The organism is Spirillospora sp. NPDC046719 (assembly GCF_040645715.1).
Taxonomy (GTDB): Bacteria; Actinomycetota; Actinomycetes; order Streptosporangiales; family Streptosporangiaceae; genus Spirillospora.
In genome coordinates this window covers 6097-20335 of record NZ_JBEYYT010000151.1, presented here as the reverse complement: position 1 = coordinate 20335, position 14239 = coordinate 6097, and the positions used below count along the sequence as shown (strand labels likewise).

Genomic DNA, 14239 nt, shown 5'->3' with positions numbered 1-14239 from the left:
GGCGCCGCGCAGCGCCGGCCGGAGCGGCCGCGCGCCGTCACACGAACGCGCCGTGGCCCGTCGCCGCGCGGCCGACGATCAGCGTGTTGATCTCCCGGGTGCCCTCGTAGGAGTAGAGCGCCTCGGCGTCGGCGACGAACCGCCCGATGCCGTAGTCGAGGACGATCCCGTTGCCCGCCATCAGCTCGCGGCCCCAGCCGACCGCCTCGCGCATCCGGCTGGTGCAGTAGGCCTTGGCGAGCGCCGAGTGCTCGTCGCGGTAGAGCCCCTCGTCCTGCAGCTGCGCCAGCCGCACCACCATGCCGAGCGAGGCCGTCGCGTTCCCGAGCATCCGGACCAGCAGGTCCTGGACGAGCTGGAACTTGGCGATCGGCCGCCCGAACTGCTCGCGCCCCACCGCGTACTCGCGGGCGATCTCGTAGGCGGCGAGCATCACCCCGACCGCCTGCCAGGCGACGCCGCTGCGGGTGCGGCGCAGGATCGCGGCGGTGTCCTTGAAGCCCGTCGCGCCGGGCAGCCGGTCGGACTCGGGGACCACGCAGTCCTCGAACGCCAGGTCCGCGTTCTGCACGGTGCGCAGCGCGATCTTGTTCTCGATGCGGGTCGCGGTGAAGCCGGGCGCGTCCTTGCCGACGACGAACCCCTTCACCTGGTCGTCGGCCTCGTCCCTGGCCCACACGACGACCAGGTCGGCGAACGTGCCGTTGCCGATCCACCGCTTGGCGCCGTTCAGCACCCACGAGTCGCCGTCGCGCCGCGCGGTGGTGCGCAGCCCCAGCGCGACGTCGGAGCCGCCCTCGGGCTCGGTCAGCGCGAACGCGCCGATCTTCTCCATCCGCGCCATGGCGGGCAGCCACCGCTCGCGCTGCTCCGGGGACCCGCAGCGGCCGATGCTGCCCATCGCCAGCCCGGTGTGCACGCCGAAGAACGTGGCCATGGACGGGTCGACGCGCGCCATGTCCATGGCCAGGAACCCGGTGAGCAGGCTGCTCGGCCTCTCCCCGGGGCACTCGTCGTGGGCGAGCCCCGCGATGCCCAGCTCGCCGTACCCGGGGACGAGGTCGAAGGGGAACTCGGCCCGGTTCCAGCAGTCGTCGGCGATCGGCGCGACCTCGGACTCCAGGAAGGCGCGCACGCGCTCGACGATCTCCTTCTCGCGCTCGTCGAGCAGGTCCTGCATGTGGTAGAGGTCACCCGGCAGCGCATCCAACGTCATGCGGGTGCCTCTTCCCCCTGCCCCGACCGCTAACCGGCGGCGGATCCGGGCCTCCCGGCGGTTCTGGTGACCGGGACCCGGTCTCGGACGCGTTGTAGGCGTGCGCTTACCATCCAGGGCATGACGGTGCCGCCTGAAGAACTCGAACTGGCCGCCGCCTTCCCCCCGGCCGAGCGGGACCGGTGGCGGGAGATGGTGAAGGGGGTGCTGCGCAAGTCCGGCGCGGCGACCGAGGAGACCCCTCTCGGCGAGATCGAGTCCCTGCTGACCCGCGAGACCTACGACGGAGTGCCGGTCGCCGCGCTCTACACGCGCGACGACGCCCCGCCCGGACGGCCCGGGCTCGCCCCCTACGTCCGCGAGGTGCGGCCCGACGGCGAGGGCCTCGCCGGCTGGGACGTCCGGCAGCCGCACGCCCACCCGGACCCGGCCGTGACGCGCGAGGCGGTCCTCGCCGACCTGGAGAACGGCGCCACCTCGGTGTGGCTGCGGCTCGGCGAGGGCGGGACGCCCGTCGCCGCGCTGCCGGAGGTCCTGCGCGGCGTCCTGCTCGACCTGGCGCCCGTCGTGCTGGACGCGGGAGAGCGGACGGCGGAGGCCGCCGAGGCGTTCCTCGCGCTGGTCGCCGAGCGCGGGAACGGGCCGGACGCGTCGGGCAACCTCGGCGCCGACCCCCTCGGCCTCCAGGCCCGCACCGGCACCGCCGGGTCCCTGGACGAGGCGGCGGCGCTGGCCGTCCGGTGCGCCCGGGAGTTCCCGAGGCTGCGCGCGGTCGTCGCGGACGGCACCCCGTACCACGACGCGGGCGGCGGGGACGCCGAGGAGCTGGGCGCCGTGGCCGCCGCCGGCGTCGCCTACCTGCGCGCCCTCACCGGCGCCGGGCTGACCGTGGACGAGGCGTTCGGGCAGATCGAGTTCCGGGTGGCGGTGAACGCCGACCAGTTCTCCTCGATCGCCAAGCTCCGCGCCCTGCGCCGGGTGTGGGCCCGGATCGCCGAGGTCAGCGGCGCCGCGGAGGGGACGTCCGCGCGGATCCACGCGGTCACCTCGTCGGCGATGATGACGCGCCGCGACCCGTGGGTGAACATGCTGCGCACCACCGTCGCGGCGTTCGCCGCCGGGGTCGGCGGCGCCGACGCCGTCACCGTCCAGCCGTTCGACGCGCGGCTCGGCCTGCCCGACGACTTCGCCCGCCGCATCGCCCGCAACACCCAGACGCTGCTGCTGGAGGAGTCGAGCCTCGCCCGCGTCGTCGACCCCGCCGGCGGCTCCTGGTACGCCGAGAGCCTCACCGAGGGCCTCGCGCAGGCCGCCTGGGCCTGGTTCACCGAGATCGAGAAGGCCGGCGGCCTCGCCGCCGCCCTCGGCTCCGGCCTCGTCGCCGACCGGCTCGCCGCGACCTGGGCGCGCCGCCGCAAGGACCTCGCCCGCCGCAAGGCCCCGCTGACCGGCGTCAGCGAGTTCCCGAACCTCGCCGAGACGCTGCCCGAGCGCGACGCCGCCCCCGCCCGTCCCGGCGGCGGGCTTCCCGTCGTCACCTACGCGCAGGACTTCGAGGCGCTCCGCGACCGGTCCGACGCGCACGCCGAGGCCACCGGCGCCCGCCCGAAGGTGTTCCTCGCCACGCTCGGCCCCATCGCCGTCCACACCGCGCGGGCGTCGTTCGCCGCGAACCTGTTCCAGGCCGGCGGCATCGAGACGGTCGCGGGCGCGCCCGAGGAGTTCGCGGCGTCCGGGACGACCGTCGCCTGCATCTGCTCCAGCGACAAGCTGTACGAGGAGCAGGCCGCCGAAGCGGCGCGCGTCCTGAAGGACGCCGGTGCGGTGAAGGTCTGGCTCGCGGGTAAGGGAACCTATGAGGGGGTCGACGCCCGCGTGCACGCCGGATGCGACGCGATCGAGGCGCTGGAGACCACCCTCCACGATCTGGGAGTGAACGAATGATCCCCGACTTCACCGAGATCGACCTCGGGACGGCGCCCCCCGCCGACGCGACCGCCAAGCGGTGGCGCGCCGCCGTCGCCGACGCCACCGGCAAGGACCCCGAGGCCCACACCTGGGACACCCCGGAGGGCATCGGCGTCCCGCCGCTGTACACCGCCGACGACCTCGCCGGGCTCGACTTCCTCGGCACCCTTCCCGGCATCGCCCCGTACCTGCGCGGCCCGTACCCGGCGATGTACGCCACCCAGCCGTGGACGATCCGCCAGTACGCCGGGTTCTCCACCGCCGAGGAGTCCAACGCCTTCTACCGGCGCAACCTCGCCGCCGGGCAGAAGGGCCTGTCGGTCGCGTTCGACCTCGCCACCCACCGCGGCTACGACTCCGACCACCCGCGCGTGGCCGGCGACGTCGGCATGGCGGGCGTCGCGATCGACTCGATCTACGACATGCGGCAGCTCTTCGACGGCATCCCGCTCGACCGGATGAGCGTGTCGATGACCATGAACGGCGCGGTGCTGCCCGTCCTGGCGCTGTACATCGCCGCGGCCGAGGAGCAGGGGGTGAAGCCGGAGGGCCTCGCGGGGACCATCCAGAACGACATCCTCAAGGAGTTCATGGTCCGCAACACCTACATCTACCCGCCGGCGCCGTCGATGCGGATCATCTCCGACATCTTCGCGTACACCTCGCAGCGGATGCCGAAGTACAACTCCATCTCGATCTCCGGCTACCACATCCAGGAGGCCGGGGCCACCGCCGACCTGGAGCTGGCCTACACCCTCGCCGACGGCGTCGAGTACATCCGCGCGGGCCGCGAGGCGGGCCTGGACATCGACGCGTTCGCGCCGCGCCTGTCGTTCTTCTGGGCGATCGGCATGAACTTCTTCATGGAGGTCGCCAAGCTGCGCGCCGCCCGCCTGCTGTGGGCGAAGCTGGTGAAGCAGTTCGACCCGGAGAACCCCAAGTCGCTGTCGCTGCGGACGCACTCGCAGACGTCCGGCTGGTCGCTGACCGCGCAGGACGTGTTCAACAACGTCGCCCGCACCTGCGTCGAGGCGATGGCCGCCACGCAGGGCCACACCCAGTCGCTGCACACCAACGCGCTGGACGAGGCCCTCGCGCTGCCGACCGACTTCTCCGCCCGCATCGCCCGCAACACCCAGCTGCTGCTCCAGCAGGAGTCCGGGACGACCCGGACGATCGACCCGTGGGGCGGCAGCACCTACGTCGAGCGCCTCACCTACGACCTCGCCCGCCGCGCCTGGGGCCACATCACCGAGGTCGAGAAGGCCGGCGGGATGGCCAAGGCGATCGACGAGGGCCTGCCGAAGCTGCGCATCGAGGAGGCGGCGGCCCGCACCCAGGCCCGTATCGACTCCGGCCGCCAGCCCGTCATCGGCGTCAACAAGTACCGCCCGGACGCCGAGGAGCGGATCGAGGTCCTCAAGGTCGACAACGCGGCCGTCCGCGCCCAGCAGATCGAGAAGCTGCGGCGGCTGCGCGAGGAGCGCGACGAGACCGCGACCCAGGCGGCGCTCGGGGCGATCACCGCCGCGGCCGAGGCCGCCGAGAACGGCACCCGCCCGTCCGACCTGAGCCACAACCTGCTGGCCCTCGCCATCGACGCGGCCCGTGCCAAGGCGACCGTCGGTGAGATCTCCGACGCGCTGGAGAGGGCGTACGGGCGGCACGCCGCGCAGATCCGTACGATCTCCGGCGTGTACCGGGAAGAGGCGGGGAAGGTGTCGAGCATCGAGAAGGCGCGCGCCGCGACCGCCGCGTTCGAGCAGGAGGAGGGCCGCCGGCCCCGCATCCTCGTCGCGAAGATGGGCCAGGACGGCCACGACCGCGGCCAGAAGGTGATCGCGACCGGCTTCGCCGACCTCGGCTTCGACGTCGACGTGGGCCCGCTGTTCCAGACGCCGGGCGAGGTCGCCCGGCAGGCGGTCGAGGCCGACGTGCACATCGTCGGCGTCAACTCCCTCGCCGCCGGGCACCTCACGCTGGTGCCCGCGCTGCGCGAGGAGCTGGCCGCGCTCGGCCGCGACGACATCATGATCGTCGTCGGCGGCGTCATCCCGCCGCAGGACTTCGACGAGCTGCGCGCCGCCGGCGCCGCCGCGATCTTCCCGCCCGGCACCGTGCTCGCCGACGCGGCGATCGGCCTGCTGGACGAGCTGACCGCGAAGCTGGGGCACTCGGCGCGGTGAGGCCGGCCCTGGAGGACTACGTCTCCGGGGTCCGGGACGGGTCGCGGGCGTGGATCGCGCGGGCGATCACGCTGGTCGAGTCGGCCCGTCCCGACCACCGGGAGCTGGCGCAGCGGCTGCTGGTCGAGCTGACCCCGCACACCGGGGACGCCCGCCGCGTCGGGATCACCGGCGTGCCGGGCGTCGGCAAGTCCACGTTCATCGACGCGCTCGGCACGAAGCTGACGGGGGAGGGGCTCAAGGTCGCGGTGCTGGCCGTCGACCCGTCCTCGACCCGCACCGGCGGCAGCATCCTCGGCGACAAGACCCGCATGCAGCGCCTCGCCGCCGACCCGGACGCCTTCATCCGCCCCTCCCCGACGGCCGGGACGCTCGGCGGCGTCGCCAAGGCCACCCGCGAGGCGATGGTCGTGATGGAGGCCGCCGGGTACGGCGTCGTCCTCGTCGAGACGGTCGGGGTCGGGCAGTCCGAGACGACGGTCGCCGAGATGGTCGACTCGTTCCTGTTCCTCACCCTGGCCCGCACCGGCGACCAGCTCCAGGGCATCAAGAAGGGCGTCCTGGAGCTGGCCGACGTCATCGCGGTCAACAAGGCCGACGGCGACCACAAAATGGAGGCCAAGCGGGCCGCCCGCGAGCTGTCCGGCGCGCTGCGGCTGCTGCGCAGCGACGAGCGCGCCCGCGCCACCCCCGTGCTCACCTGCAGCGCGCGGGAGGGCACCGGCCTCGACGAGGTGTGGGACGAGATCGTCGGGCACCAGGAGCGGCTCCGCGAGTCCGGCGAGCTGGAGGCGCGGCGGCGCCGCCAGCAGGTCGGCTGGACGTGGGCGATGGTCCGCGAGCGGCTGCTCGGCGAGCTGCACGCCCACCCCGCCGTCCGCGACATCGCGCCCGGCCTGGAGAAGGGCGTCGCGGACGGGACGCTCACCCCGGCGCTCGCCGCCGAGCGCATCCTGGAGGTGTTCTCGCGCGGCTGCTGAGGGGCCTTCCAGACGTCCGAAAACCCGGGTTGCCCGGGCTCCCGGTCGCGGCGGACGGGGATCAGGTACAACAGTCGGATGGACGTCATCGCGCTCGATGATCCGACGGACGCGCAGATCCGGGAGTGGCACGCCGTGCTGTCCGCCGTGCACGCCGCCGGTCCGGCGGGGGAGCCCGCGCCGGAGCCGGAGCAGACGGCCGAGCGGCTCCTCGGCGGCGATCCGGGCTCGCGGCAGCGGCTGTGGGCGGTCACCGGCGGCCGGGGCGCGGCCGGCGGCGGGGGACTGGCCGGCGTCGCGGCGCTGCGGCTGCCCGGCGAGCCGGGCGCGGACCGTCCCGCCGAGATCGACATCCAGGTCCGGCCCCGGGACCGGCGCCGCGGCGTCGGCCGCCGGCTGCTCGCGGCCGCCGCCGAGGGCCTGCGCGCCGACGGCCGCACCAGCGTGATCGCGCAGGTCCACGCGGGCACCCCGGCGGTCCCGTTCCTGGAGTCGCACGGCTTCGAGTGCGTGCTGGTGCTGCGCGGCATGCTGCTGCGGCTGGACGAGGTCCCGCCGGAGCGCATCGCCCGGCTGGTCGCGGCGGGCCCGCCGGGCTACCGGCTGATCCGCTGGCGGGGCGTCGTCCCCGACGAGCACGCCACCGCCCTCGCGCACGCCAAGTACGCCATGGCCGACCTCGCCGAGTACGAGGGCGCCCCCTGGGACGCGCACCGCGTCCGCGAGACGGCCGAGGTGGTCGCCAAGCGCGGCGACGACCTCTACACCGTCGCCGCCCTCGACGCGTCCGGCGCGGTCGTGGCCGGCTTCACCGAGGTCGTCGTCCCGCACGACGCCGCCGGCCGGGCCGCCCAGTACGACACCGCCGTCGCCCCCGAGCACCGCGGCCGCCGCCTCGGCATCTGGGTCAAGGCCGCGATGCTCGAGTGGCTCGCGGCGGAGCGCCCCGAGGTCCGCGAGATCGAGACCGACAACTCGGGCGACAACGAGCACATGCTCGCGGTCAACGAGGAGCTCGGCTTCCGGGTCGAGCGCGAGTCCCTGGAGTACCAGGCGCCGACCCACGCCCTCCCCTGATCCCGCCCAGAGGGCCGTCCGGCCGCGCCTTGTCCACAGAATCCCGTTCTGGTTCCGTCCGCCACCGCCCGCGGCCACGCTGAGACCCCGGGCGCGGCAGGGGGCCGCGCCCGCGGAACGGGGGAGGCGGGCCCATGGGCGGGCGGTTCGTGCTGGAGGTCCCGGCGTCGGTGACCACGCGGTTCCTGGTGGCGACCCAGGCGAGGACGCTCCCCGGGCCCGGCCGCCTCCCGGACTCCCTCGGCGGCGGAGCGCTCGCGCGCGAGGCCGCCGCGATGCTCGCGTCCGCCGTCCTCGCCGTCGAACCCGTCACGCGCCCGTCCGCCGACCTGAAGGCCCGCTTCCACCGGCTCGCCGCACCGCACGGCCGGCTCGGGACGGTCGTCGCCGCCCGCCGGCACATCGCGGTCACCGCCGAGGGCCCGCCCGCGGGGCAGCCGCGGTCCGCGCAGGCCGCCCGGCTCGCCGCCCGCGCCCTCGCCGCCGCCGTCGGCGGCACCGTCGCCGACCTGGACTCCCGGCAGATCCTCCCCGGCACGCCACCGGACGCGGAACCGGACGCGGAACCGGAGCGGTTCGCCCTGGGCCGCGGCTGGGTGTCGGTCTTCGTCACGCTCGACCCCGGCGACGGCGTCCGCGCCCGCATCGACACGGCCGGCCTGCACCGCCTCGGCCTGCCGGAGGTCGCCGCGCGGCACGTGCCGTACGCGAGCGTCCTCGCGGCCGCCCACCTCGTCCGCGGGCTGGCCTGGCAGCTGGTCGCCGAGCAGACCGCGTGGCTCGGCCGGGGCCACCGCGACCGCACCCGCGCCACCCGCCGGGAACGCGCCGTGTCCGCCGCCGACGTGCTGCGCTTCTGGGGCGCCGGGCCGCCCGGCCGCGCTCCCGGCGGCGCGGAGCCCGTCGCCGTCCGCCTCGGCTGGACCGGCACCGACTGCCCCGACTGCGCCGCCGCCATCGAGGCCGTCCCGCCCGTCCGCGCGCCGTCCGGCCTGCCGGTCTCCGGTGCGTCCGGCCCGGTCCCGTGCGCGTCGCCGCCGCACGCCGGCCCCGCCGAGGACGCATGGTGGCGGGCGGCTGCGGAGGCGTTGCCGAAGGTCGCCCGAGCCGCTCCCGCCCCGTCCGCCCGGCCCCGCGCCCTCCGGCGCCGGCGGGCGACCTGAAGCGGGCGGGAAAAACCGTTGCCTTTGCGGGGCGTGCGTCGGCATTCTGATGGAGGCTTCCGGGAAATGCCCGGAAACCGGAGAATTTCCGGAACATTGTCTCGTAGTTCAACGGCAGAACGCCGCACTGTTAATGCGGATATCCAGGTTCGAATCCTGGCGGGACAGCGGCCCGGGGTGGGAGGTGACCCGGTGAACGTGCTCGTCCTGAACGCGTCGTACGAGCCTTTACAAAAGGTCGACCTGCGGCACGCCATCCGCATGCTGGTCCGCGAGGTGGCGGTCGTCGAGGAGGCGGAGGAGGGCCGGACCATCGGCCGCTTCCCGGTGCCGCGGGTGCTGAGGCTCGTCCGGTACGTCGCGATGCGGTGGCGGTACGGCCGCCGGCCGCCGTGGAGCAAGCGCGGCGTCTACCTGCGCGATCGGGGCCGGTGCGGCTACTGCGGGCAGCGCGGCAACACGATCGACCACGTCCACCCGCAGTCGCGCGGCGGCGGGAACACCTGGGAGAACACCGTCCTGGCCTGCGGCCGCTGCAACAACCGCAAGGGGGACCGGACGCCCCGCGAGGCCGGGCTGCGGCTGCGCTGGGAGCCGCGGGCCCCGCGCTGGGAGGACCTCGTCGGGACCTGAGGGGAGGCCGCCGGACCCCGTCCGGTGGCACGGGGGAGGGGCCGGATCGCCTGCGGGTGGTCCGGCCCTCTTCGTCGTCGTCCGTAGCGTCCGCGTCACCCAGTGCGCTTGCCCGAATGTCGGAGGGTTTGTGGTGATTGTGGTAGCGTGCCCGCCAATCTCCGACCCTCTGTTATCCGGGAGTGATCTGTGGCGGCCTTCGGTCCCTTCGGCAGGACGGCGCGCCCGGCCGGCGGGCGGCGGGCGGCGCGGCGGCTCGCGGTGGTCGTCCTCGCGGCCGGGATGTCGGCGGCGCTCCCCCCGGCCGCCGGCGGCGCCGCCCGCGTGCCCGCCGAGCCGAAGAAGGACCTCGCGAAGGAGTACGCGAAGCTCAAGAAGCGCGCGGACACGCTGTCCAAGCAGTACCGCGGCGAGCTGGTCTCCCTGGAGGAGGCGAAGAAGGCCGCCGAGCGGGCGGGCGCCGACGCCGCCCGGGCCGACCGGGAGTACGGCGCGGCCCGGCTCTCCGTCGCCCGCATCGCCTCCACCAGCTACATGACCGGACGGCTCGACGTCATCCCGATCGTCACCTCCGGGGACCCGTCGTCGGCGCTGCGCGACGCGTCGGTGGTCGAGCACATCAGCCAGGACAACGGGCGCCGCGTCGAGAGCCTCGAGCAGCTGAACGCCAAGGCGTCGCAGTCGCACCGGGCGGCGCAGGCGAAGCTGGACGAGGTGCGCAAGGAGATCGACGACCTGGAGGGCCAGCGCGCCCGCGTCAAGAAGCTGCTCGCCAAGTACAAGCCCGAGACGCCGAAGGCCCCGGCGGGCGGCGGGAAGCCCGACGGCGTCTCCGGGAGCAAGTCGCCGATCGTGGGCAACTCCATGACCGCGCGGATGCGGACCGCCCTGCTGGCGATCGACGGGAAGTTCGGGCCGTTCCCCACCATCGGCTGCTCGCGCCCCGGCGACCCGCAGGACCACGGCTCCGGCACCGCCTGCGACTTCATGGAGAGCACCGGCGGGAAGATGCCGAGCGCGTCCGCCCAGGCGCACGGCGACCGCGTCGCCCAGTACGTGATCGACAACGCGTCCCGGCTCGGCATCAAGTACGTGATCTGGCGGCAGCGCATCTACGATATGCGCGGCAGCGGCGGATGGCGCCAGATGGAGGACCGCGGCAGCGTCACCCAGAACCACTACGACCACGTCCACGTGTCCGTGCTGTGACACGCTCACCGCATGGGCTATGACATCGAGGAGCCGTACGGGCCGCTGATCGAGACGACGATCCGGGTGGCGACCTGGAACGTCTGGGACCGCTACGGCCCCTACCAGGAGCGCGAGGCGGCGATCATCGCGGCCCTCCGCGAAGCGGCGCCCGACGTGCTCGTCCTCGTGGAGGCGTGGGAGGACGGGGACGACTCGCTCGCAGCGCGCCTCGGCGAGCCGCTCGGCCTCCCGCACGCGGTCTTCGGCGGATCCGGCTCCGGGGCCGTGCCGGGCGCCCGCTCGGGGGTCGCGGTCCTGTCGCGCTGGCCGCAGGAGCGGACCGGCGAGCGCCCGCTCGGCGACCTGGGCGGCGCCGACGGCGGCCTCACCGTCTCGGCCGAGGTCCGAGGCCCGCGCGGCCCCGTCCACGTGTTCGGCGTCGCGCTGGGCTACAAGCTCGGGCACAGCGGGCAGCGGCAGGAGCAGGTCCGCGACCTCGCCGCGTACGTGCGCGAGACGGCGGGACGCGACGCGCCGGCGGTGGTCGCGGGCGACTTCAACGCCGACCCCGACTCGGACGAGATCCGCATGCTCACCGGCCGCGCCGCCGTGGGCGCGCCCGGCGTCGTCTTCTACGACGCGTGGGAGACGGCGGGCGACGGAACGCCCGGCCACACCTGGAGCAACGCCAACCCCTGGACGCGGCCCGTCCTGTGGCCGGACCGCCGCATCGACCACATCTTCTCGGCGTGGCCCCGCGCGGGCGGCGCGGGCCATCCGGTGCACTGCGCGCTGCTGGGCGTCGAACCGGTGGACGGTGTCGTCGCGTCCGACCACTACGGCGTGCTGGCCGACCTCCGCTACTGACCGGCCGTCACTCCGGGCGGGTGCCGACGACGGCGCCCTCGCCGGCGGAGCGGAGGGCGGCCTCGATGACCTCCAGCCCCGTGATCGCGTCGGCGAGGGTGACCGGCGGGGGCGCCTCGCCGCGCAGCGTGCGCGCCACCGCCGCGTAGAACTCGTGGTAGGCGCCGGGGGCGGTCGGCTCCGGGCGCTCGTCGCCGGGCGTGCCGACCAGGCCGTACGACTCGGGCGGCGCGATGCCGTAGCCGGGGTCCTTCGGCGTGAGGCCGGCGCGCAGCGCCTCCTCCTGCCCGTCCATCCCGCTCACCGTGTACGCGGCGCGGTCGCCGAGGACGCGGAACCGCGGCCCGAGCTGCGCGGCGGTCGCGCTCATCCAGAGGTGGGAGCGGGTCCCGCCGCGGTGCTCCAGCGCCACGAACACGTCGTCGGGCGCCGCCGCGCCGCGCCGCCGCGTGTCGATCTCGGCGTAGACCCGGTCGGGGCGGCCGAACAGCGCGACCGCCTGGTCGATCAGGTGGGAGCCGAGGTCGTAGAGGATGCCGCCGGCGTCGCGCGGGTCCGCGCTCTCCTTCCAGCCGGACCTCACCTCGGGCCGCCACCGCTCGAACCGGGACTCGAACCGCAGCAGCCCGCCGAGCGCGCCGGAGCCGGCCAGCCGCAGCACGGTCCGGTAGTCGCCGTCCCAGCGCCGGTTGTGGAACGGGATCACCGGCAGCCCCCGGACGGCGCTCAGCGCGGCGAGGGACCGGGCGTCCGCCGCCGTCGCCGCGACCGGCTTGTCCACGACGACCGGGAGCCCCGAGGTCAGCGCGGTGCGGGCGAGGGGGACGTGCTGCCGGTTCGGGGCGGCGACCACCACCAGGTCGTAGCCGCCGGACGCCTCCCACAGCCGGTCCGGGCTGGCGAGGACGGTCGTCTCCGGGTAGCGCTCGGCGACGGCGCGCTGCCGCTCGGGGTTCCCCGTGACGACCGCGGCGAGCCGCATCCCCGGCACCGAGGAGATCAGGGGAGCGTGGAACACCGAGCCCCCGGTGCCGTATCCGATCAGCGCTGCACGCAGGTCCATGCGACGATCATTGCCGATGCGGTCCCGGCCGCGGGGCGCCGGGGTGCCGGCCGGCCGGTGCGGGCGGGACGCGGCCGGGCCGGGCCACGTAGGCTTTTGCCCGGGGATGTCATGGGATGAGGGGGACGCGTTGTCCAAACCAGTGCTGCTGACCGTCGACGACGATCCGGGCGTGTCCCGGGCGGTCGCGCGGGACCTGCGCCGCCGGTACGCCGAGTCGTACCGGATCGTCCGCGCCGAGTCGGGGCGGCAGGCCCTGGAGGCGCTGAGCGAGCTGCGGCTGCGCGGCGACGACACGGCGGTCCTGCTCGCCGACCACCGGATGCCCGAGATGAACGGCGTGGAGTTCCTCGAGCGCGCCATGGACCTGTTCCCGTACGCGCGCCGGGTCCTGCTGACCGCCTACGCCGACACCGACGCCGCGATCCGCGCGATCAACGTCGTCGACCTCGACCACTACCTGCTGAAGCCGTGGAACCCGCCGGAGGAGAAGTTCTACCCGGTGATCGACGCGCAGCTGGACGCGTGGCGGCGCACCGACCGGTCCCGGCCCGCCGAGCTGCGGGTCGTCGGGCACCGCTGGTCGGCCCGCTGCTACGAGGTCCGCGACTTCCTGGCCCGCCACCAGGCGCCCTACACCTGGCTGATGGACACCGACCCGGAGGGCGCGGAGCTGATCGCGGCGGCGGGCTCGCCGGAGCTGCCGCTGGTGGTGACGGCCGGCGGGGACACGCTGTGCGCGCCGTCGGACGCGGAGCTGGCGTCGGTGATCGGGCTGCCGAGCACCCCGTCCACGGGGTTCTACGACCTGATCGTGGTGGGCGGCGGGCCGTCCGGGCTCGGCGCCGCGGTGTACGGGGCGTCCGAGGGGCTGAAGACCGTCGTGGTGGAGCGGCGGGCGCTCGGCGGGCAGGCCGGGCAGAGCTCCCGGATCGAGAACTACCTCGGCTTCCCCGACGGGGTGACCGGCCAGCAGCTCGCCGACCGGGCGCGCCGGCAGGCCGACCGGTTCGGCGCCGAGCTGCTGCAGGCCGGGGAGGTCGTCGGGCTGGAGGCGCGCGGCACGGCCCGGGTGGCGCGGCTGGCCGACGGCACGGAGATCGCGGCGCACGCCGTCATCCTCGCCAGCGGCGTGTCGTACCGGCGGCTGAACGCCGAGGGCGTGGACGACTTCGTCGGGCGGGGCGTGTACTACGGCGCGGCGCTCACCGAGGCGCCGTCGTGCGCGGACGAGGAGGTCGCCGTCGTCGGCGGCGCCAACTCCGCCGGCCAGGCGGCCGTTCACCTGGCCAAGTACGCCAAGAAGGTGCACATCATCGTCCGGGCCGACGGCCTGGAGAAGTCGATGTCGCACTACCTGATCGAGCAGATCGAGCAGACGCCCAACATCGAGGTCCACACCGGCAAGACGGTCTGCGCCGCCGAGGGCGCCGACCGGCTCGAGCGCCTCACGTTCGCGTGGCCGGGCGGGAAGAAGACGATCGACGCCCACTGGCTGTTCGTGTTCATCGGCGCCGAGCCGGGCACGGACTGGCTGGACGGCTTCGTCGAGCGCGACGCGCGCGGGTACGTCGTCACCGGCCCCGACCTGGTCGCCGGCGGGCGCCGCCCGGCCGGGTGGCCGCTGGCCCGCCAGCCGTACCACCTGGAGACCAGCGTCCCCGGCGTGTTCGCGGCGGGGGACGTCCGCTCGGAGTCGATGAAGCGCGTGGCGTCCGCCGTGGGCGACGGCGCCATGGCCGTGGCGCTCGTCCACCGCTATCTGGAACAGGCATGAGCGAAGCGAACCGGGGGGTGCGGGGGGGCGGGCCCCCCCCACAGAACATCGTGTGCCCCCCGATGATGGAGCCCTTAACAACACCCCAACACCCGGGGTTGTGCAGTGGCCGTTTCGA

Annotated in this window: 11 protein-coding genes and 1 tRNA gene; 10 read left to right on the top strand and 2 right to left on the bottom strand. The window is 74.8% G+C overall.

What is annotated here, in order from left to right; translation table 11 throughout:
• Positions 1–37: 37 nt before the first annotated feature.
• Positions 38–1216 (bottom strand): acyl-CoA dehydrogenase family protein, encoded by a 1179-nt coding sequence (locus ABZ914_RS24750; RefSeq protein ID WP_500196031.1) that lies wholly within the window; start codon positions 1214–1216, stop codon positions 38–40.
• Positions 1217–1336: 120 nt separating this feature from the next.
• Here ABZ914_RS24750 and ABZ914_RS24745 point away from each other — a divergent pair, with 120 nt between their 5' ends.
• The 9 genes from ABZ914_RS24745 (at position 1337) to ABZ914_RS24705 (ending at position 11281) form a co-directional block, all read left to right on the top strand.
• The gene (locus tag ABZ914_RS24745; RefSeq protein WP_500196029.1) at positions 1337–3160 is read left to right on the top strand and encodes a methylmalonyl-CoA mutase family protein; all 1824 of its coding nucleotides are present in this window, start codon (positions 1337–1339) and stop codon (positions 3158–3160) included.
• Complete coding sequence (gene scpA, locus ABZ914_RS24740) at positions 3157–5370, top strand: methylmalonyl-CoA mutase (protein ID WP_500196027.1); 2214 nt, start codon at positions 3157–3159, stop codon at positions 5368–5370. The genes ABZ914_RS24745 and scpA overlap by 4 nt, the downstream gene beginning before the upstream one ends.
• On the top strand, positions 5367–6350 hold the full coding sequence (gene meaB / locus ABZ914_RS24735) for a methylmalonyl Co-A mutase-associated GTPase MeaB (protein WP_500196026.1): 984 nt from the start codon (positions 5367–5369) through the stop codon (positions 6348–6350). Before scpA ends, meaB begins: the two co-directional genes overlap by 4 nt.
• 78 nt (positions 6351–6428) lie before the next feature.
• On the top strand, positions 6429–7427 hold the full coding sequence (locus ABZ914_RS24730) for a GNAT family N-acetyltransferase (protein ID WP_500196024.1): 999 nt from the start codon (positions 6429–6431) through the stop codon (positions 7425–7427).
• A 134-nt stretch (positions 7428–7561) separates the two neighbouring features.
• On the top strand, positions 7562–8590 hold the full coding sequence (locus ABZ914_RS24725) for a hypothetical protein (RefSeq protein ID WP_500196023.1): 1029 nt from the start codon (positions 7562–7564) through the stop codon (positions 8588–8590).
• 97 nt (positions 8591–8687) lie between these two features.
• Positions 8688–8758 (top strand) — tRNA-Asn (locus ABZ914_RS24720).
• 24 nt (positions 8759–8782) lie between these two features.
• Positions 8783–9223 (top strand): HNH endonuclease, encoded by a 441-nt coding sequence (locus ABZ914_RS24715; RefSeq protein WP_208269003.1) that lies wholly within the window; start codon positions 8783–8785, stop codon positions 9221–9223.
• A gap of 189 nt (positions 9224–9412) precedes the next feature.
• On the top strand, positions 9413–10432 hold the full coding sequence (locus ABZ914_RS24710) for a coiled-coil domain-containing protein (RefSeq protein WP_347256585.1): 1020 nt from the start codon (positions 9413–9415) through the stop codon (positions 10430–10432).
• 12 nt (positions 10433–10444) lie between these two features.
• A complete protein-coding gene (locus ABZ914_RS24705; RefSeq protein WP_500196021.1) occupies positions 10445–11281 on the top strand; it encodes an endonuclease/exonuclease/phosphatase family protein in 837 nt (278 codons plus the stop codon).
• A 7-nt stretch (positions 11282–11288) separates the two neighbouring features.
• On the opposite strand, the gene ABZ914_RS24700 is transcribed toward ABZ914_RS24705, so the two are convergent.
• Positions 11289–12344 carry a Gfo/Idh/MocA family oxidoreductase gene (locus ABZ914_RS24700; protein ID WP_387030314.1) on the bottom strand — a complete coding sequence of 352 codons (1056 nt, stop codon included), beginning with the start codon at positions 12342–12344 and terminating at the stop codon, positions 11289–11291.
• 130 nt (positions 12345–12474) lie between these two features.
• Between ABZ914_RS24700 and ABZ914_RS24695 the strand changes: the two genes are divergently transcribed.
• Positions 12475–14121 (top strand): NAD(P)/FAD-dependent oxidoreductase, encoded by a 1647-nt coding sequence (locus ABZ914_RS24695; protein WP_500196019.1) that lies wholly within the window; start codon positions 12475–12477, stop codon positions 14119–14121.
• The last annotated feature ends 118 nt before the right edge of the window (positions 14122–14239 follow it).